Origin of the sequence: Cellvibrio sp. (assembly GCF_039207905.1) — a bacterium.
In the GTDB taxonomy this organism is placed as follows: Bacteria; Pseudomonadota; Gammaproteobacteria; order Pseudomonadales; family Cellvibrionaceae; genus Cellvibrio.
This window is the reverse complement of record NZ_JBCECX010000008.1, coordinates 98615-119643: the sequence shown is the minus strand read 5'-3', so window position 1 is coordinate 119643 and position 21029 is coordinate 98615. Positions and strand designations below refer to the sequence as shown.

The following is a 21029-nucleotide window of genomic DNA, read 5'->3' as shown; positions in this document are numbered from 1 at the left end:
GCCTTTCATTCATTATTGATATGCTTTGTAACAAGCCTAGCAGAGCACTTCAGGACTGCTAGAGAACGATTCAGCCGCCACACAAATAAATCCCGAAAAACAAAAAACCCGACATCTCTGCCGGGTTTCGCGCTTCATCCAATTCAGACTGAATTAGAGTTTGTCGCCGTGTTCTGCCAGGTATTTAGCAACGCCTGCTGGCGACGCGTCCATACCTGCATCACCTTCTTTCCAACCAGCTGGGCAAACTTCACCGTGTTGCTCGTGGAAAATCAACGCGTCAACAGTGCGGATGGTATCGTCGATGTTACGGCCGATTGGCAGGTCGTTAACGATTTGTGAACGAACTACACCAGCTTCGTCGATGATGAAAGTACCGCGGAAAGCTACGCCATCAGCAGATTCAACGTCGAAAGACTTGGCAATTGAGTGAGTGATGTCAGCAACCAGAGTGTAACGAACCGGACCAATACCGCCGTCGTTAACTGGAGTGTTACGCCATGCGTTGTGAGTGAATTGTGAATCGATAGAAACACCAATCACTTCCACGTTGCGCTTCTTGAACTCTTCCACGCGGTGATCAAATGCCAACAACTCTGAAGGGCATACAAAGGTGAAGTCCAGTGGGTAGAAGAAAACAACTGCTTTTTTGCCCTTGGTGGCAGTAGCAAAGTTGTAACCGTCTACGATCTCACCGTTTGCCAATACTGCTGATGCAGTAAAATCCGGTGCTTTTTTACCAACTAATACGCCCATATCTAATCTCCTAATGGTTAACGTTCAATGGTGGATGAGGACAAAATCAGGAACAGGAAACCAGAATACTATTCATCGATTATGAATATATGACGGTCATTTATTGATTACCCGATATTTATCGATAGTGCGCGACTATCATACACAGGCACGCCGACTAGTCATATTGATTTTCTATATAGTGCGGCCAAAACTGTAACTATGACGATTTTGTTGGCACATTATTCCCTCTCCTATCGAGCAGTTATAACAGAGAATATAAATCGATCCTAAACGCGATTCCTTCCCATATTTCATTGACACAAATTCTCATTACTATTAAAGTTTATTCATCTGCCAGTTGATCGTATTTCAGGCAATTTACTTCGGAATAGTTTATGTACGTCTGTGTTTGCAAAGGTATTACTGATCGCCAAATCAAAGCTGCTATCGATGATGGCGCAAACTCGCTTGGGCAATTGCGCAAAGCCTTGGGCGTTGCGAGCCAGTGCGGCAAATGCTCGGTAATGACCCGTGAAATCCTTGACGAAGCCTTGAACGATACCCCTATGATCAATGGCTTACCGCAGTTCTACGCAGTGGCCTAATACCTGAAAACGGGCCAAAACAGAATCTAAATCATTACCATTTTTAGTACTTTTTCCTTCTCCATCAAGCACTTAGCGAAGCTATTTGCTTGACATCACCTGCCGCGAAGGCCAGACTCTCCTTTTGTATTTATCGCATAAGGAGAACTCCATGAAAGGCGATCCAACCGTTATAGCCGTGTTAAACAAAGTTCTGGGTAATGAACTGGTTGCTATCAACCAATATTTCCTCCACGCACGCATGTACAAAGATTGGGGCTTGAAAGAGCTGGCCGATCACGAGTACCACGAATCAATCGACGAAATGAAACACGCTGACGCATTGGTCGAGCGTATTTTGTTTCTTGAAGGCCTGCCAAACCTGCAAGATCTGGGCAAACTGCATATCGGCGAAGACACCCAGGAAATGCTGAAGTCCGATTTAAGAGTGGAACTGAAAGCCATTCCTGACCTGCGCGATGGCATTACCGTGTGCGAAGGCGTGCGCGATTTTGTAAGCCGCGATTTGCTGAAAAGCATCCTCGAATCAGAAGAGGAACATGTGGATTGGTTGGAGACCCAACTTTCACTGATCGACAAAGTCGGTATCCAGAATTATCTGCAAAGCAAGATGGCTCCGCAGTCTTAATACCTCGCGGTGCGCAAAATAAAAAAGGAGCCTTGAGCTCCTTTTTTTTGTCCGGACCACTTGGGCAAAACTACATGTTGATCCAACCGGTTAGCGCGCGCAGTTTAAATACGATATCGCCATGTTTTAACACTACGCCATCGACATAAATTTCCTGCACTACAAACTGCCCTGTCCCAATAATATTACCCACGCCTGTAGTTTGGTTGTTGATCACCACACTGCTGATTCCACCCGCCAGATAATTGTGTCGCGCATAGCTAATAGTCGGCACACGCTGACGCATATTCCAAGGCAGAGAATTGAAATCGGGAATATTCGTGATGCTGTCGTAAGTGCGCGGCGGCGCCTGCTCGACAGGTGCGACCGATGCCACTGCACTATTACCAACACCACCGACATCACCAGCGCCATTAAATGGATCAACAATAGTTTCAGATGCCGTAGTCGCCGCCTCCGCTGCATAAAGCTCATTAACACCTGCGTCAACTGTCGCTACCGGCGTAGCATCCTCACTTGCATAAAGGCTTTCCACCGCTGCACTGGGAGCCGTTGCTTTGGGAGCGGCTTCCACCACAGGAACTTCGGCAGGTGCCGGATCAGATACCGGATTCTGTGTAGCCGTTTTTATGACAGCTTTATTCGATACGACCGCAGCCGGTTTTTGTTCCACCGAAGGAGCGGCAACAGGTTGTTGCACAGCCGCACTTTTTTCTTGCACTGGCTGCGTTAATACAGCCGGACGAAACAATAAAAATAACACTGCAATAATGATCAGGAGGGCAAGTACTCCGCCCAATATCCACCACAATGTACGGCGCTCACCCGATCCGGAATTAAATTCCCGCGGGCTGTGCGAGGTATTGAGGTCAGGTACTGCGTTCTGATTCTTACGCTCGTTTTCGGCGCGGTTAAGGGCATCCAAAATTAATGACATACAACTAAAGCCCTTGTTTTTCTGTGGGAGCAAATGTAGGAGCAAGTAATTTTTGCTCATCCAATTCCACCAGAAGTTTATCAACTCCCAGCACTTCATTTAAACGGCGCAACGTTTGCGCATTGATTGCACCATTAGGGAGAATATTTTGCGTCGACTGAAAAAGTTCTACCCGCTTTTGCAAACGCTCAGTAAAAAACTGTCGGGTTAACGGCGCCGGCTGCTGATCAAGCGTGGCAAATTGCTCAGCGATCCAGGTCACCAAATCACCTCTATCGCCAAGCTGTAAATCACCTTCAAATGATTTCGGCCGCGACCACACATACAGCAAATCGCCATTCCAGACATCGGCAATTTCACTCCAAGGCACAATTTTTTCTGCACCGTTTTCCAACACCAACGCATGGTTTTCACTCAGCCCGACCAAAAGTGCGTACACCCATTTTTTATCAGGCGTGGCCAGCGTTAACAATCCCGGGCGATTAATATCTTTTAACTCGTCCCACGAATTGATGCGCGCTTTTTCGCAGACATAATCCGCATCTTTTACGACAAGACAGGGGTTCTTTTTATCGCCCGCTGTAATACCTACGTAGGTAAACAAAGCCAGTTGTGCAGAAGCCACATCGCGTGTTGCCATTGCCACTACCGCTGGAACGGGTTTGGGTTGGCTGCGCAATTCACTGAGCGAACCCGATGCAAGCTGCTTTTTACTATCAATGGATGATTGCGCGGAAGATGTTTGCCCAGCCGATGCACTACTCGCCACCTGTGCCACCGCTGGTGCTGCAGGCAGAGGAGCATCATCGGGAACCAAGAACCAGACACACACCATAATTCCCACCAGCGCCGCCACAAAGACTACGTGCCAAGAGGTGCGCGCAGTTGCTAATTTCTCTTCTTCCTGGGTTGTGGTGCCGGCAACTTCTTTTACCGCTGCGGCAAAAATATGTTTATCAATATGATGATGGTTTTGTGCATAAGCTCCCAGCAATAATCGCTCGCTGAGGACGTTGATCAAGCGCGGAATGCCGCCGCTAAATGTGTGGATTTTTTTAATCATCGAATCATTAAATGGCCGCTGATGCTCTGGCAATCCAGCAATCTTTAATCGATGAGCAATGTAAGCTTTGGTTTCCGCAAGACTCAAAGCCTCAAGATGAAAGCGTGCCGTAATTCTTTGCGATAACTGTCGCAGCGCCGGGCGCGCCAATAACTTCTTCAACTCCGGCTGGCCAACCAACATAATCTGCAACAATTTTTCAGTGGTTGTTTCGAGATTGGTCAGCAGACGAATTTGCTCCAGCACCGGCACTTTTAATAATTGCGCTTCATCAATCAACAGGACTGTTTTGCGTCCTTTACGATGATTGTCGAGCAGGAATTGATTGAGCGCGTCGGTCAGCCCCTTTACGGTAAGCTCATCGGCAATGTAACCAACCCCCAACTCATCGCAAATAGTCGACAGCAACTCGGGCGCGCTACCCATGGGATTGAGGATGATCGCCATATCCGTGTTATCGGGCAGCTGCTCCAGCAAACAACGGATGATGGTGGTCTTGCCGGTGCCCACCTCACCAGTGAGCATCACAAAACCGCCATTCTGGATGCCGTATAACAGATGCGCCAAGGCCTCCCGATGCTGGTCACTCATAAAGAGGTAGCGCGGGTTCACAGCGATGGAAAAGGCGGGTTCTTTAAGCCCGAAAAAATCGTGGTACATAAGCCTATCGTGCAAAGTTATTATGGATGCCGCCCAAAGCGGAGCTGAATCATAGCAGGCCTAAGATTCAGCTGTTACCTTCTTGTTCCATTGTCGATTCACTAAAACGATGAATTAATCGCCAGCCACGTAAAAACTGCTTTTAAAGCAGCCATTGCGGCTTGGTTGGATTGCCCGAAAAGCACCAAATTGGTACCATTGCCGCCTTTTTAAGCAGGCTCCTATTATCAGGCTCCCCGGCTACAACCCTCTCCCGCCTTTATTATTGATTTCCTTACACAGAGAGTTTCTATGTCAGTTGATTTTCGCTCAGCTTCCCTATCCTCTTTGGCCAATCACGACGAGTTTATCCAGCGTCACATTGGTCCGGATGCCCAACAAACTGCCGCAATGCTGGCAACTCTGGGCGTTAGCTCAGTCAAGGAGCTGATCGACAAAACTGTACCGGATAATATTCGCCTCAAAAGTGAACTGGCCTTGGGCAAGGCCGTAAGTGAGGCGGACGCCTTGGCTCAACTTAAAGCTATCGCCAGCAAAAACCGTATTTTCAAGAACTACATCGGCATGGGCTACCACGATACCCACGTACCGCTCGTAGTATTGCGCAACGTATTGGAAAACCCGGGCTGGTACACTGCCTATACACCTTATCAGCCAGAAATCGCCCAAGGCCGCCTTGAAGCGCTGCTGAACTACCAGCAAATGATCATCGACCTGACCGGCATGGAAATGGCCAACGCTTCGGTATTGGACGAAGGTACTGCTGCCGCTGAAGCCATGGCGATGTGCAAGCGCCAGAACAAAAAAAGTAAATCCGACGTATTCTTTGTAGATGCAGATACCCATCCACAAACCGTTGCAGTAGTCAAAACCCGCGCTGAACATTTCGGCTTTGAGGTGGTAGTTGCCAAGGCCGATGAATTGGCCAATGGCGATTACTTCGGCGCCCTGCTCTCCTACCCTGGTTCCAGTGGACAAGTGCGCGATTTGACTGCGCTGATTGAAACTGCACACAGCAACAATGCACTGGTAACTGTTGCATCTGATTTGATGGCGCTGTTGTTATTGAAATCGCCCGGTGCAATGGGGGCAGACGTTGTTGTCGGCACCAGCCAACGCTTTGGTGTGCCTATGGGCTTCGGCGGACCACACGCCGGTTTCTTCGCTTTCCGCGATGCCTACAAACGCTCTGCGCCCGGCCGCATTATTGGTGTGTCAATCGATACCCGCGGCAAACAAGCACTGCGTATGGCGATGCAAACCCGCGAACAACATATCCGCCGCGAAAAAGCCAACTCCAATATTTGTACCTCGCAAGTACTGCTCGCGGTGATGAGCGTGTTCTATGCGATCTATCACGGCCCCGATGGCTTGAAACGCATTGCTAATCGCATCCATCGTTTAACCGCAATCGCAGCCGCCGCATTAAAAGCAAAAGGTTTTGGAATCACCAACAACCAATTTTTCGACACAGTAACCGTTAATGTTGGCGATAACCAAAAAGCGATTTATCAAGCAGCATTGAATGCAGAAATCAATTTGCGTTTGGTAGGCAGCGATTCACTCGGTATCAGCCTGAACGAAACCACTTCCGCTGCCGATGTTGAAGCATTGCTCGCCGTATTTGGTGTAACCGGCGTTGAATTGCGCTCGTTTGATGAACAAGTTCTGGCCGGAAAAAATCTCACCGCTAACAACGCAATTCCTTCAGAGCTGTTACGCGAAGACACAGTATTAACGCATCCCGTGTTTAATACTTATCACAGCGAAACCGAAATGCTGCGTTATTTAAAGCGCTTGGAATCACGCGATATCGCACTCAACAATGCGATGATTCCGCTCGGTTCATGCACCATGAAATTAAACGCAACGGCTGAAATGGTTCCAGTAACTTGGCCGGAATTCGGCAAGCTGCACCCATTTGCGCCAATTGATCAAGCCGAAGGTTACAAAACATTATTTGAAGAGCTGCAAGAAATGCTCAAAGCCTGCACCGGTTACGATGCTATCAGCTTGCAACCTAACGCCGGTTCACAAGGTGAATACGCCGGCCTCGTTGCCATCAAAAAATATTTTGAAAGCAAAGGCGAAACCCAGCGCGATATTTGTTTGATTCCAGCATCAGCGCACGGCACTAACCCCGCCTCTGCACAAATGGTTAGCTACAAAGTTGTTGTTGTTGCCTGCGATGCAAAAGGTAACGTTGACCTCGTTGATCTCGCGGAAAAAATTACCACTTACGGCAACCAAATCGCGTGCATCATGTGCACCTATCCATCCACACACGGTGTGTTTGAAGAAGGCATCACCCAACTGTGCGATATGGTCCATGCAGTGGGTGCGCAAGTGTATATCGACGGTGCCAACATGAACGCACTCGTTGGTGTTGCAGCGCCAGGTAAATTCGGCGGCGATGTATCACACTTGAATTTGCATAAAACCTTCTGCATTCCACACGGCGGTGGCGGCCCAGGCATGGGTCCAATCGGTGTAGGCAAACATTTGGAACCATTCCTCGCCGCGCATCCTGTGCAAGCCGTTCCAGGAACTGAAGTCGATAACGGTACTATTTCTGCTGCGCCCTGGGGCTCAGCAAGTATTCTTCCTATCAGCTGGATGTACATCAAAATGATGGGCGCCGTTGGTATGCGTCAATCCACTGAATTCGCCATGCTTAACGCAAACTATGTAGCGAAAAAATTGGAAGCGGCCTATCCGATTTTGTACAAAGGCACCAACGGTTTTGTTGCTCACGAATGTCTGTTGGATTTGCGCCCGTTAAAAGAAGCAAGCGGCATCAGCGAAGAAGATATTGCCAAGCGTTTGATGGATTTCGGTTTCCACGCACCGACTATGTCCTTCCCGGTTGCGGGCACCTTGATGATCGAACCAACCGAGTCAGAATCAAAAATCGAGTTGGATAAATTCATCGAAGCAATGCTGATCATCCGCAAAGAAATCGACCAAGTTATCAATGGCGAAATCGCAGCGGAAGCCAGTGCACTGCACAACGCACCGCACACGCAAGATGACGTACTGGAAGAAAACTGGACCCGCGCCTATTCACGCGAAGTTGCAGGCCGCCCAGCTAGCTGGTTAAAAAATCACAAAGTATGGCCAACAGTAAATCGCATTGACAACGTGTACGGGGATAGAAATTTACACTGCAGCTGTGCACCGATTGAAAACTATATTGAGTAAATTTTAGATGTGATGACGACAATTGAAGTTGAGAACTCTACAAATCGAGTTGAAAACTAACAATTCAAGTTGAGAACTAGGCCTGTGGTAGATAAATAGGAGTCAACGTTGGCAGGTATGCGGGAAACGCACACCTGCCGTGAGTTTTATTTAGGGATGCTGCACTCAAGAATACTATTTTAAAATCAATACGTTATGCAGAAAAATTAGTTCGAGAGATGGGTTATGGAATACCGATCTGGCAATGATCAGTGTAGGCAGCTGGTGAACCCCCCGCTCAACGACAGATATCGCGTCTAAAACGACAGATAACATGTCCGAAAACGACACATATCATGTCCCACTTGTTTACCAGATATATACGAAATGAATAAAACCTCGCTTTGCGGGGTTTTTCGTATAAACGCCTACAAAAAATTAGCTTTTGAGCGAAACATAAGAGATCACCCTTTTTAAGGGCATAACGTTGATTGGTTGCCTCAATTTTTCAACTTAACCGAGATAAACGCTTCAAGTGGCGGCAGACAACAAAGAATCAATTTTCTTTCTCAGTTCGGCCAAAGGACGGCATAGAGGCGGGTCTTAAGTAGGCGATACAATGGAATCGTGGGGGGCCTAAATGGCAGCTGACGCATTTATCCACGAACAGTAACAATGCAAGTCATGGAAAATAATTAATAAATCCGTTTTGTATACTCAAAGTAGCACTACTTTGAGTATACAAACGCAAATCAACAGAAAACACAAGAGATCACCGAATAGCTGAAAATTTAAGCAACCACTTGTTGCATAATTTTGCCGAGGATTACAATAACGGCAAACTCCCGCATTCGGCCAAGAGCAGACATTAGCATAACTCCATTATACCTTCCGAAAAGCCAGCGGCTATTACGAGCTTAAGCCAGTAATCCACCATCTTTATACTTTCTTTATACCCCTCGTTTTACTCTCTACAACATCTTTATATCCCCCTGAGTAAGCTGATCCATGACAAGAAAAACCTGTTGAGGTGTGTGATGGACTTTGTTTTTGGTGGTGCTTTGTTGATTTTCTTTCTGCTGACCTGGGCGCTTGCCGCCGGTTGCAGAGCCTTGGGGGAAAGATCATGAATTGGTTTTATGTATTGGGTGCGGGGGTAGCGGTGTTTTTGCTGGTCTATCTGGTAATTGCGTTAGTGAATGCGGAGAAACTGTAATGACAACGCAAGCTATTATTTTGTTAGTGGTGTTTTTAGCGAGCTTATTGGTGCTTGCCTATCCGCTGGGAACTTTTCTGGCGCGCGTGGGAGCGCCGGGAAAAATTCGCGGCTTGGGTGTAGTCGCTGGATTAGAGAATGCGATTTATCGTGTAGCTGGCCGCAGCTCCAGTGGTGATATGAATTGGAAAACCTATGCGCTTTCACTGCTGCTGTTTAATCTGGTGGGAGCGATTGTTGTTTATGCAATCCAACGCTGGCAGTTGTGGTTGCCGTTAAATCCGCAAGAGATGGCGAATGTATCGCCCGATTCTGCTTTTAATACGGCGGTGAGTTTTGTGGCGAATACTAACTGGCAGGGTTACGCCGGTGAAACCACGATGAGTTATTTAACGCAGATGCTCGCGCTGACGTGCCAAAACTTTTTTTCGGCGGCGACAGGTATCGCAGTAGTTTACGCATTGATTCGCGGTTTTTCATCACGCGGCATGTCTACCGGTATCGGTAACTTTTGGGTGGACGTTACGCGCTCTACGCTTTATGTGTTGTTACCACTTTCGATTTTATTCGCACTGTTTTTGATGGCGCAGGGCGTGATCCAAAATTTCGCTGGCTACAAAGAAGTGGCGTTGCTTGATCCTGTTACCTACTCGCAAGCAAAAGTAAATGAGAGCGGCGAAAAAATCCTGGACGCACAAGGCGAACCGGTGATGGAAGATGTAACTGCAACGAATCAAACGCTGGCGATGGGTCCGGTAGCGTCGCAAGAGTCGATCAAATTACTCGGCACTAACGGCGGTGGTTTTTTTAATGCTAACTCCGCTCACCCGTTTGAGAATCCAACGCCGCTCAGCAATTTAATCCAAATGCTGGCGATTTTTTTGATACCTACTGCACTGTGTTTTGCATTCGGGCGCATGGTGGGTGATATCCGTCAAGGCTGGGCCGTGCTCGGTGCGATGACATTTATTTTTGTGATCGCAACGCTGGTGGTATTAGCGGCTGAACAGCAAGCACATCCGTTGTTGCAACAACTCGGTGTTGATCAGCAAGCGAGCCAATTTCAATCCGGCAGCAATATGGAAGGTAAAGAAACCCGCTTTGGTATTAGCGCTTCCGCATTGTTCGCAGCCGTTACTACTGCCGCATCTTGCGGTGCGGTGAATGCGATGCACGATTCCTTTATGCCACTCGGCGGCATGGTGCCATTAGTGCTGATGCAATTCGGTGAAGTGGTGTTCGGTGGTGTCGGTTCCGGTTTATACGGCATGTTGGTGTTCGCGATTCTCGCGGTATTTATTTCCGGTTTGATGATTGGCCGCACGCCCGAATATCTCGGTAAAAAAATCCAGGCTTATGAAATGAAGATGACCTCGATTGTGATTCTCGCAACACCGGTATTGGTGTTGTTGGGTACTGCAATTGCGGTGTCGGTCAGTGTGGGCACCAGCAGTGTTGCCAACCCTGGCGCGCATGGTTTTTCCGAAATTCTCTACGCCTTTACCTCGGCGGCAAATAACAACGGTAGTGCGTTTGCAGGTATATCAGCTAACACGCCGTTCTATAACACCATGCTCGCGATTGCGATGTGGTTCGGGCGCTTCGCGGTGATCATTCCCATTCTGGCTATTGCTGGTTCACTCGCCGGAAAAATTCCTGCGCCGGTAACGGCGGGCACTATGCCAACGCACGGCGGTTTGTTTATCGCGATGTTGGTAGGTGTGGTGGTGTTGGTCGGCGTTCTGAACTACGTACCTGCGCTTGCGCTCGGGCCGATTGTTGAACATCTGCAACTGTTTGTTGCGCCTTAACTTATCCGTTAGGCCATGAGTTGTCTGGCGAGGAATATGAAAATGTCGTCGAAGAATTTAAGTTTGTTTGATCCTAATTTAGTCGCGCCCGCCATTGCGGATGCGTATAGAAAGCTTGATCCACGCGTGCAATGGCGCAACCCGGTGATGTTTGTTGTTTATGTTGGCTCACTTATCACCAGCGCATTGTTCGTGCAGGCATTATTGAGTGAAGACTGGGCCAATGCCGGATTTATTTTCGGGATTAGCTTGTGGTTGTGGTTCACCGTGTTATTTGCGAATTTTGCAGAGTCACTCGCTGAGGGCCGCAGCAAAGCGCAAGCGGCATCGCTCAAGGTGTTGAAGCACAATTTGTTCGCCAAGAAATTTTCTACGCAACAACTATCTACACAACAGGCCGCACGATATTACGGTACGAGTTGGGAACCTTGCCAAGTTGGTGCGTTGCAGCGCGGCATGGTGTTGCTGGTTGAAGCGGGTGATTTAATTCCGATGGATGCGGAAGTCATCGAAGGTGTGGCCTCGGTGGATGAAAGTGCGATTACCGGTGAGTCTGCGCCGGTAATCCGCGAATCCGGCGGCGACTTTTCTTCGGTCACTGGCGGCACGCGCGTATTGTCGGATTGGTTGGTCATTCGCGTGACCACCAATCCCGGCGAAACATTTATCGACCGCATGATCTCCATGGTGGAAGGTGCAAAACGCCAAAAAACGCCGAACGAAATCGCACTCAACATTTTGCTCGTTGCACTGACCATTGTGTTTTTAGTGGTTACCGTAACCTTATTGCCCATGTCGTTATTTGCCGTGGAAGCAGCAGGTAGCGGCGAGCCGGTCTCCATCACTGTATTGATTGCATTACTCGTGTGTTTGATCCCGACCACCATCGGCGGTTTGCTGTCGGCGATTGGTGTGGCGGGTATGAGCCGGATGATGCAGGCTAATGTGATTGCAACTTCCGGACGCGCAGTAGAAGCCTCCGGCGATGTAGATGTATTGCTACTCGATAAAACCGGCACCATTACTTTGGGTAATCGCCAGGCAGCGGATTTTATTCCCGCACCCCATATCACCGAAGCGCAATTAGCAGATGCTGCACAGCTCGCATCATTAGCTGATGAAACGCCGGAAGGTCGCAGCATTGCGGTGTTGGCCAAACAAAAATTTAATATCCGTGAACGCGAAATGACATCGCTGAACGCCACCTTTGTACCTTTCACTGCGCAGACACGCATGAGTGGTATCGATATCGGCAACCGCGCCGTGCGCAAAGGCGCCGCCGATACCATGAAGAAGTATGTTGAAGAATTGGGTCGCCCGTTCCCGGAAGAAGTCACTACTGCTGTGCAAGATATTGCCCGCCGTGGCGGCACGCCGCTGGTGGTAGTTGATGACGGCAAAGTCATGGGCACCATTGAACTTAAAGATATCGTTAAAGGCGGAATCAAAGAGCGCTTTGCCGAGCTGCGCAACATGGGCATCAAAACCGTGATGATCACCGGCGATAACAAACTCACCGCCGCTGCTATCGCCGCTGAAGCTGGAGTGGATGACTTTCTCGCTGAAGCCACACCGGAAGACAAGCTCAAGTTGATTCGTCACTATCAAGCTGGCGGTCGTCTGGTCGCGATGACGGGCGATGGCACTAACGATGCTCCCGCGCTCGCGCAAGCGGACGTGGCAGTGGCGATGAACTCCGGCACCCAGGCCGCCAAAGAAGCGGGCAATATGGTGGACTTGGATTCCAACCCCACCAAGCTGTTGGAGATTGTCGAGATCGGCAAACAAATGCTGATGACGCGCGGCTCGCTCACCACCTTCTCCATCGCCAATGATATCGCCAAATATTTTGCGATTATCCCGGCTGCATTTGTTGCCACTTATCCCGCACTGGGCGCGCTGAATGTGATGAACCTGACCAGCGCTGCTTCGGCGATTTTGTCGGCGGTGATTTTTAACGCGCTGATTATTGTGGTGCTGATCCCGCTGGCATTGAAGGGTGTTAAGTATCGCCCGCTCGGTGCTGCGCTGCTGTTGCGTCGCAATTTGTTGATCTATGGATTGGGTGGCGTTCTGGCGCCATTTGTCGGCATCAAGTTGATCGACCTGATCTTAACCGCCCTGAATTTGGTGTAGGAGTTTTGCTATGAATTTGTTTTCTCTTTTACGCCCAGCCTTGGCTGTATTTTTCCTGCTGACGGTGTTGTGTGGCTTGTTGTATCCCCTACTGGTAACCGGCATTGGTAAAGTGGCTTTTCCCGCGCAAGCATATGGCAGTTTGGTGTTGCGCGATGGTAAACCGGTGGGCTCAGCATTGATCGGCCAATCGTTCACGTCACCGCAGTATTTTTGGGGACGCCCGTCGGCAACGGGGCCAATGGCAAACAACGCTGGTGCATCCAGCGGTTCCAACCAAGGGCCATTAAACCCGGCGTTGATCGATAATGTAAAGGCGCGGATGGAAAACTTGCGCGCGGCTGATCCAACCAACACACTGCCAATTCCAGTGGATTTGGTCACTGCATCGGCCAGCGGCCTCGATCCGGATATCAGCATTGCTGCCGCCTATTACCAAGTGAGCCGCATCGCACGCGAGCGTCAGTTAGATGAAGCTGTGGTACGCCAGTTGATCGACAGCAGCCAGCAACAACCCTGGCTTGGCTTTTTGGGTGAGCCGCGTGTAAATGTGCTTGCGCTGAACATGGCGCTGGATCAATTGAAAAACTAAGCTGGCATTATCCAACCTGAATTATCACGCATGAGATTAGACGCTGTTATCTATGTATCCAAACGATTTTGAATCACCGCGCGAGCGCCCCGATCCCGATGCGTTGCTCGCTCAAATGCAGGCGCGTGAAGAACGCGCCGCACGCGGCAAGTTGCGTATTTATTTCGGAGCTTCCGCCGGTGTGGGTAAAACCTACGCCATGCTCAACGCCGCGCGCAAACTGGTCGGCGAAGGTAAACCAGTGCTGGTGGGTGTGGTGGAAACCCATGGACGTGCGGATACACAGGCAGCCGTGGAAGGTTTGGAGTTATTGCCGTTAAAACAAATCGACTACCGCGAAAAAAAACTGCCCGAGTTTGATATAGATGCAGCGCTAACACGTCGCCCGCCGCTGATCCTGATCGACGAGCTGGCGCACTCCAATGCACCCGGCTCACGCCACCCAAAGCGCTGGCAGGATGTAGAAGAATTATTGGATGCAGGCATCGATGTATTCACTACCCTCAATGTTCAGCATCTGGAAAGTTTGAATGATGTGGTGGGCGGCATTACCAATGTTCGTGTGGCGGAAACCCTGCCTGACAGCGTGTTCGATAAAGCTGATGAAGTGGTATTGGTGGATTTACCGGCAGATGAATTGCTCGCGCGTCTCAAGTCGGGCAAGGTTTATAAAGAAGCTCAAGCTGAACGCGCCGCGAAACATTTTTTTCGTAAAGGTAATTTAATTGCACTGCGCGAATTAGCATTGCGCCGCACTGCGGATCGCGTGGAAAACGATGTACAGGTTTACCGCATCGAACAATCGATTAGCAAAGTGTGGAAAACCGACGCTGCTTTATTGGCCTGTATCGGCCCACGCGCAGGCGCTGAACATATAGTGCGCTCCTGTGCTCGCTTAGCCAATCAGTTGAATACGGATTGGTTTGTGATTTACGTGGAAACACCACAACTGCAACGTTTGCCTTCAGCGCAGCGCGAACGCATTTTAAAAACATTAAAACTGGCAGAAGAACTGGGCGCCACCACCGCCATTCTTACCGGTAGCGATATTGCGCGGGAAATTGTGCAGTACGCACGCAGTAAAAATTTATCCAAAATTGTTGTTGGTCGCGGGCATAAAACCTGGCCCTGGTTAACGCCGCACAATAAACGCATTAGCCGCTTTGCCCCCGATATGGATTTGATTGAAATCGGCCAAGGCGACGGTGAACAATTCGGCCCCTTGCGCGAGATCTCGGAAGAAAAAATCATTTATGGATCGCGCTGGCGTTATCTTTGGGCAACCGGCGCCAGTTTGCTAACAGCAATCGTCACCACACCATTGATTCATTGGCTGGATCTGGCCAATATTGTGATGCTGTTTCTACTTACCGTCGTGTTAGTCGCAGTGCGCTTTGGCCGTGGCCCGGCAGTAGTGTCTACGGTGATCAGCGTAGTTGCTGTTGATTTCTTTTTTGTGCCGCCGCGCTTTTCATTTGCAGTTACGGATGTGCAATATTTAATTACCTTTGCGGTGATGCTGACAGTGGGTTTAATCATCGGCCAATTAACCGCAGGATTACGTTTTCAGTCGCGTGTGTCAGTGCATCGTGAATCCCGCTCGCGTGCGCTCTATGAATTTGCACGCGCCTTATCCGGTGTATTGGCCACCGAACAAATTTTTGAAACTACCCGCACCCATCTGGAACGTACTTTTCGCGCAAAAGTATTATTACTGTTGCCGGATAATGAGGGGCGCTTGCAGCCACCTACAAGCAACACCCCGGATGCATTGGATATCGCGATTGCGCAATGGTCGTTTGATCGCGCTACACCGGCGGGAATTGGTACAGATACGCTACCCAACAGTGATTTCTTTTATTTGCCATTAATTGCCCCCATGCGCACGCGCGGCGTGCTTGTTCTTCAGCCTGAAGGACGCCGCTGGATCTTAATTCCAGAGCAACGCCAACAATTGGATACCTTTGCTGCACTCGCCGCAATTGCACTCGAACGTGTTCATTACATTGAGGTAGCACAAAAAGCATTGGTGGGAATTGAATCCGAGCGTTTGCGCAATTCATTGCTCGCCGCACTTTCTCATGATTTACGCACTCCACTGACATCGCTAGTGGGATTATCTGAATCGCTCACGCGCGCAAAACCACCGCTGCCCGACACACAATTATCGGTAGCCAAAGCATTGCACAATGAAGCCCTGCGCATGAGCAATTTGGTCGCTAACTTATTGGATATGGCGCGCATCCAAAGTGGTGAAGTGAAATTGAATTTGCAATGGCAACCGTTGGAAGAAGTAGTTGGCAGTGCGTTGCATGCAAGCGCCTCCTATTTATCTAATCACACAATAGAAACGCGCATTCCGATGGACTTACCGCTGGTGCAAATCGATTCGGTATTGATCGAGCGCGTGCTGTGTAATCTGATCGAAAATGCCACCAAGTACACACCACCGGGCTCGCTGATTGCGATAGTGGCCGAGGTGAGCGGTCGTATGCTGGATATTGCCGTGCGCGATAACGGCCCCGGCTTACCCCCAGGCAAAGAAGATAGTTTGTTTGAAAAATTCACGCGCGGCGAAAAGGAATCCACCACACCCGGCGTTGGCTTAGGGCTCGCGATTTGCAAAGCCATTGTGCAAGCACATGGTGGCAAAATTCGCGCAGGCAAAGCGCCGGAAGGCGGTGCTGCTATAGTGTTTTCCATTCCGTTGGGCACGCCGCCCGACATGCCGGAAGAATTGGTTGAATAAGGTATTGTTATGACAGAACCCACCGCTACCGCATTGCTGATTGAAGACGAACCGCAAATCCGTCGCTTCGTGCGCAGCGCATTGGAAGACGAAGGCTGGCAAGTATTTGAAGCCGATAACCTCAAGCGCGGTTTAATCGATGCGGGCACACGTAAACCGGATTTGGTTATCCTCGATTTAGGCTTGCCCGATGGCGACGGTGTGGATTTTATTACCGACGTGCGCGGCTGGTCGCCGGTGCCAATTATCGTTTTGTCAGCGCGCACTAATGAGGCCGATAAAGTTCGTGCGCTCGATGCCGGTGCCGACGATTACCTGAGCAAACCTTTTGGTGTCAGCGAATTACTGGCGCGTGTGCGTTCAACCTTGCGCCGCATTCGCCAACCTGCTGCAACGACCAGCAGCAGTATTCAATTTGGCGATGTAAAAGTGGATTTGCAGGCGCGCGTGATAACTAAAGCGGATCAACCGGTTCATCTCACACCGCTGGAATATCGCTTGCTCGGTGTGTTAATCGCCAACGCCGGGCGCGTCGTCACTAATCCGCAATTGTTGCGCGAAGTCTGGGGGCCATCCCATTCTGAAAGCAGCCATTATTTGCGCGTGTACATGGGCCACTTGCGTCAAAAACTGGAAGACAATCCTGCGCAGCCGCGCTTTTTATTAACGGAGACTGCGGTGGGTTATCGCCTGCTTATCCCCGTCTGATCTGAATTAACCCGTCGATCAATCGCAATCCCCGAGCGAATTACATTTTTCTCGGTAAGGATTCTTTTGCCCGGCGTTTACCAAATCGGCGCAACCGCGCCGAGTTACCCTGGAGTAAAGCTCGATGAAAAAATTAATCCTCTCTCTGTTAGCTGGTATCAGTGCAAGCACCAGTGTTGCAACGTTTGCGGCAGACAGCAGCCTCGCGTTTAACGCAGCAGTCACCTCCGATTATCGCTATCGCGGCATTACCCAAACGCGTTTTGATCCCGCCGTGCAAGCGGGTGTGGATTACACCCACGGCAGCGGTTTTTACGTTGGTGCCTGGGCGTCCACTATTAAATGGATTGATGATGCGGGTGGCAATGCGGATGTTGAATTGGATATTTACGCAGGCACGCGCGGCAACTTAACCGAAGCGCTTACTTATGATGTAGGTGTAATCACCTATTTATATCCCGATAACAAGATGGATGAAGTGAGCGGATTTGATGATGCCAACACCACCGAAATTTACGGGCAGCTCGGCTATGGTGTTGCCTACCTGAAATACTCACATGCACTAACAAATTTATTTGGTTTTGTGGATAGCGAAAACAGTAATTACATCGATGCCGGTGCCAACATCGCGCTGAATAAAACCCTCACGCTGAATTTGCATGCGGGTCATCAGGAAATAGAAAACAATTCGCTCGCAAGTTATGACGATTGGAAAATCGGCCTCACCAATGACTTTGGTTTCTGTACCTTATCACTCGCTTATATTGATACCAATGCCGACGAAGTTGCCTACGCCTCACCAGCCAACGGTAAATTTATGGGCAAGGAAACCGTCGTCGCTACACTCAGCAAAGTATTTTAAATAATAATAAATAGGCGGAGGTAAATCATGCTGGTGAATTGCATGGTGTATTGTCGCGGCGAAAAGCTCGGCGATATTACGGTAGATCAATTGGGTGATTACCTTCGCTTGCCAGATCATTTTGTGTGGATCGCCCTGCGCGATACCCACACCGCTGAGTTAAAACAACTACAGCAATTATTGAACCTGCATGAACTGGCCGTTGAGGATGTTCTCAACGGCCATCAATCCCCCAAGATTGAAGAATACGGTGCTGATTTATTTGCGGTGCTGCATTTGATTGATGTGGTAAATGGTGAGCTATCAACAGGTGAAGTCAATATTTTTGCAGGTGCTAATTATCTAGTCTCTGTACGTCACCGCAGCCGCCAGGGATTTTCCAATGTACGCGCGCGCTGCGAAAGCGAACCACACTTGCTTGCCCAAGGCCCTGCTTATGTACTTTATGTATTAATCGATTCCATTATCGACCGCTATTTTCAGGCATTGTTTGTACTTGAATATAATCTGGAGAAAATCGAAGAGCGTATTTTTACAGCAGGTGTTGAGCGTGACAACGTCGAACAGCTTTATCAATTGAAACGCAAACTCACGCTACTGAAACACGCAGTGTCACCCTTAATGGAATCGGTTGCCAAACTTTATGGCGGTCGTGTACCAGCGTTGTGCAGTACCACTCAGGACTATTTTCGTGAGCTTTCTGCGCACCTCTCGCGCATTAACGCTAGCATGGATTCCATACAGGATACGGTTAACACCGCGATCCAGGTAAATTTATCCATGGTTACCATCCATCAAACCGATGTCAGTAAACGCCTTGCGGCCTGGGCGGCAATTTTTGCAGTTGCTACCGCATTTGCAGGAATATGGGGTATGAACTTCAACAACATGCCCGAATTGGAATGGCGCTATGGTTATGCAACAGCGCTGGCAATTATCAGTGGTGTATGCAGCTATTTATTTTATCGATTCAAAAAAGCCAAATGGTTATGAGTAGTTGAATCGCCCACCGACCAATCGAGATTATGAATAACATCCAATTCTTTTTTAAGCGCTGCCGCGCCCAGTGCAGACATGCTGGTCATCGGCAAACGCAATTCATTTTCGATCAACCCTTGCATTGCAAGCGCAGCTTTTACCGGTGCCGGATTAGGTTCGGAGAATAATAATTTTATGAGTGGCAATAGTTGTGCGAATAACTGTTGCGCTGCCATCAGCTCACCAGCCTGAATTAACTGATATAGCTGCACAAATAAATCCGGTCGGATATGCGCTGCCGCTGAAATAGCGCCACGTGCACCGGAGCTTAAATCGGTAAACAATTGTTCATCATTACCACACAGCACCGCGATTTTTTCTTGCGCCAGCAAATCGCCTATCTGGCTGCCACACTCCTTAATGGCGACGAATTGTGGATTACGTGCAAGTTCAGCAACCGTAGACGTATTAATATTCGTGCCGGTACGCGCGGGTATGTTGTAAAGCACAATCGGCAATTCTGTAGTATTGGCAATCGCATTAAAATGCAGGCGTATTCCCTCTTGTGATGGGCGCACATAGCATGGTGGTGAGATTAAAAACCCGGCGACTGGTGTGTTGTTAAACCGTTTCACTTTATCAACCAGTTCACGGGTATTGCTGCCACCCACCCCAAACATCAAGGGGCAATATTTGCCGACGGCTTCGTGCACGGCAACCAGCAATTGCTGCTGCTCATTTTTATCCAATGCATTGCCTTCACCGGTAGTGCCTCCCAGCACTAAGCCCTGTACACCACAGAAAACCAAATAATTTGCCAGCTCTTGCGCCGCATGAAAATCAATCTTCCCTTGACGAAACGGCGTTACCATCGGCACCCAAATACCATCGAATTGCGACATTACTTTCCCCATCATTATTTTTGATTAAACAGGGTAAACACGGCCAAATTCGGCGCATTCCAATTTGCTAACTACCGCACCCATTAATTGCGCGATGGTTGCCTTACCAAAACAACGCAACCGAATCAGCCGCTGCGTCGGTTTTTTGGTGGGTTGTATCTCAAACGAATCTATTTTTTGACCGCAAGCTTCGCTGGCAACATGACGTAAGTTAGCAACATCATCACCTTCAACAGTGATCAGGACTTCAAACAATGTATCGGTTGCGGGGGATTTATTTTCAGGCGAGTGGGTAGCGAGGAACAGTGATGCAGAAGTTTTCTTTGAAACCTTATGTGTTACCGAGGTGTTTTCCAATCGATAAGACCGGTTAGCGCGAACGGAAAAAGAGCTACTTAATGGAGAAGTTTGCATACATTACCTTCAGGGTTGTTACGACCCAATCAAGGTAATATTTTGCGTATAAAGAAGTTATAAAGATTCAATTCACAAGTGTATAAATTTGATTATGCACTCCATGCCATTTGATTTCATTAGTTGTGAAATGAAACCTATGAGCATAGAAATTTATACTTGCAAAGTCCAAACTTATAACCCCGTAACAACACGAGGGTTATATCATGTTAGGGCAATCAACTCTTAGCAATTACCCATGGAATAGAGGTCGACTCATAGGGCAAAAACCGCCGCTCAAACTTCAGGAAGTGTGGTCAATTCGAATCAGGCTGGAAATAGCAAAAAAAGATAGGGACTTAGCTTTGTTTAACCTAGCTATTGATAGCAAGCTTCGTAGCTGCGATCTTGTAAAACTCAAAGTAATTGATGTTGCACATGGAAACAGCATTCTTAGCAGAGCCATGGTAATCCAACAAAAAACAAAGCGCCCCGTGCAGTTTGAAATCACGCCACAGACGCAGAAAAGCGTATCGTCTTGGATAGCGAGAAAAAAGCTAACCAGCCAAAACTATATCTTTCCAAGCCGAGCCAAACCCGACGATCATATAACAACAAGGCAATACGCCAGAATCTTAAAGTCGTGGCTTACCCTAATAGGTCTGAATCCCGATGAATATGGCACGCATTCCTTACGCCGCACGAAAGCTACGTTGATATACAGGCGCACAAAGAATCTCCGCGCGATCCAACTCCTGCTAGGGCACACAAAGCTAGAAAGTACCGTTCGCTATCTTGGCATCGAAGTCGATGATGCGCTGGAAATCGCCGAGCAAACGGAAGTGTGAATTTCGATAATTCCGGTATCAGG

16 protein-coding genes are annotated in these 21029 nt (G+C 48.8%); 11 read left to right on the top strand and 5 right to left on the bottom strand.

The window, feature by feature from the left end; all coding sequences use genetic code 11:
• Window positions 1-153 precede the first annotated feature (153 nt).
• On the bottom strand, window positions 154-756 hold the full coding sequence (locus AAGC78_RS06675) for a peroxiredoxin (protein ID WP_435783275.1): 603 nt from the start codon (window positions 754-756) through the stop codon (window positions 154-156).
• 377 nt (window positions 757-1133) lie between these two features.
• Here AAGC78_RS06675 and AAGC78_RS06670 point away from each other — a divergent pair, with 377 nt between their 5' ends.
• Both AAGC78_RS06670 and bfr read left to right on the top strand, forming a co-directional pair.
• Window positions 1134-1343 (top strand): bacterioferritin-associated ferredoxin, encoded by a 210-nt coding sequence (locus AAGC78_RS06670; RefSeq protein WP_435783274.1) that lies wholly within the window; start codon window positions 1134-1136, stop codon window positions 1341-1343.
• 151 nt (window positions 1344-1494) lie between these two features.
• Window positions 1495-1971, top strand: a complete 477-nt coding sequence (bfr, locus tag AAGC78_RS06665; protein WP_435783273.1) for a bacterioferritin — start codon at window positions 1495-1497, stop codon at window positions 1969-1971.
• A gap of 70 nt (window positions 1972-2041) precedes the next feature.
• Here the strand turns inward: bfr and AAGC78_RS06660 are convergent, their stop codons facing one another.
• Both AAGC78_RS06660 and AAGC78_RS06655 read right to left on the bottom strand, forming a co-directional pair.
• Window positions 2042-2908, bottom strand: coding sequence for a hypothetical protein (locus AAGC78_RS06660; RefSeq protein ID WP_435783272.1), 867 nt, complete (start codon window positions 2906-2908; stop codon window positions 2042-2044).
• A gap of 4 nt (window positions 2909-2912) precedes the next feature.
• Window positions 2913-4631: an ExeA family protein gene (locus AAGC78_RS06655; RefSeq protein WP_435783271.1), complete on the bottom strand. Its 1719-nt coding sequence runs from the start codon at window positions 4629-4631 to the stop codon at window positions 2913-2915.
• Window positions 4632-4922: 291 nt separating this feature from the next.
• On the opposite strand from AAGC78_RS06655, the gene gcvP reads away from it, so the two are divergent.
• The 8 genes from gcvP (at window position 4923) to AAGC78_RS06615 (ending at window position 18878) form a co-directional block, all read left to right on the top strand.
• The gene (gene gcvP / locus AAGC78_RS06650) at window positions 4923-7832 is read left to right on the top strand and encodes an aminomethyl-transferring glycine dehydrogenase (protein ID WP_435783270.1); all 2910 of its coding nucleotides are present in this window, start codon (window positions 4923-4925) and stop codon (window positions 7830-7832) included.
• A gap of 1194 nt (window positions 7833-9026) precedes the next feature.
• Window positions 9027-10838, top strand: coding sequence for a potassium-transporting ATPase subunit KdpA (gene kdpA / locus AAGC78_RS06645; protein WP_435783269.1), 1812 nt, complete (start codon window positions 9027-9029; stop codon window positions 10836-10838).
• 42 nt (window positions 10839-10880) lie between these two features.
• The gene (kdpB, locus tag AAGC78_RS06640) at window positions 10881-12974 is read left to right on the top strand and encodes a potassium-transporting ATPase subunit KdpB (protein ID WP_435783268.1); all 2094 of its coding nucleotides are present in this window, start codon (window positions 10881-10883) and stop codon (window positions 12972-12974) included.
• A 10-nt stretch (window positions 12975-12984) separates the two neighbouring features.
• Window positions 12985-13566 carry a potassium-transporting ATPase subunit KdpC gene (gene kdpC, locus AAGC78_RS06635; protein WP_435783267.1) on the top strand — a complete coding sequence of 194 codons (582 nt, stop codon included), beginning with the start codon at window positions 12985-12987 and terminating at the stop codon, window positions 13564-13566.
• A gap of 52 nt (window positions 13567-13618) precedes the next feature.
• Window positions 13619-16315, top strand: a complete 2697-nt coding sequence (gene kdpD, locus AAGC78_RS06630; RefSeq protein WP_435783266.1) for a two-component system sensor histidine kinase KdpD — start codon at window positions 13619-13621, stop codon at window positions 16313-16315.
• 9 nt (window positions 16316-16324) lie between these two features.
• Window positions 16325-17023 (top strand): two-component system response regulator KdpE, encoded by a 699-nt coding sequence (gene kdpE, locus AAGC78_RS06625; RefSeq protein ID WP_435783265.1) that lies wholly within the window; start codon window positions 16325-16327, stop codon window positions 17021-17023.
• Between the two features lie 124 nt (window positions 17024-17147).
• Window positions 17148-17885, top strand: a complete 738-nt coding sequence (locus AAGC78_RS06620) for a TorF family putative porin (protein WP_435783264.1) — start codon at window positions 17148-17150, stop codon at window positions 17883-17885.
• Between the two features lie 27 nt (window positions 17886-17912).
• Window positions 17913-18878, top strand: coding sequence for a magnesium and cobalt transport protein CorA (locus AAGC78_RS06615; RefSeq protein WP_435783263.1), 966 nt, complete (start codon window positions 17913-17915; stop codon window positions 18876-18878).
• On the opposite strand, the gene dapA is transcribed toward AAGC78_RS06615, so the two are convergent.
• Window positions 18848-19765: a 4-hydroxy-tetrahydrodipicolinate synthase gene (dapA, locus tag AAGC78_RS06610; protein WP_435783262.1), complete on the bottom strand. Its 918-nt coding sequence runs from the start codon at window positions 19763-19765 to the stop codon at window positions 18848-18850. The genes AAGC78_RS06615 and dapA overlap by 31 nt on opposite strands.
• 24 nt (window positions 19766-19789) lie before the next feature.
• Window positions 19790-20179 (bottom strand): hypothetical protein, encoded by a 390-nt coding sequence (locus AAGC78_RS06605; RefSeq protein WP_435783261.1) that lies wholly within the window; start codon window positions 20177-20179, stop codon window positions 19790-19792.
• A gap of 206 nt (window positions 20180-20385) precedes the next feature.
• Between AAGC78_RS06605 and AAGC78_RS06600 the strand changes: the two genes are divergently transcribed.
• Window positions 20386-21006 (top strand): tyrosine-type recombinase/integrase, encoded by a 621-nt coding sequence (locus AAGC78_RS06600; protein ID WP_435783260.1) that lies wholly within the window; start codon window positions 20386-20388, stop codon window positions 21004-21006.
• Window positions 21007-21029: the final 23 nt, after the last annotated feature.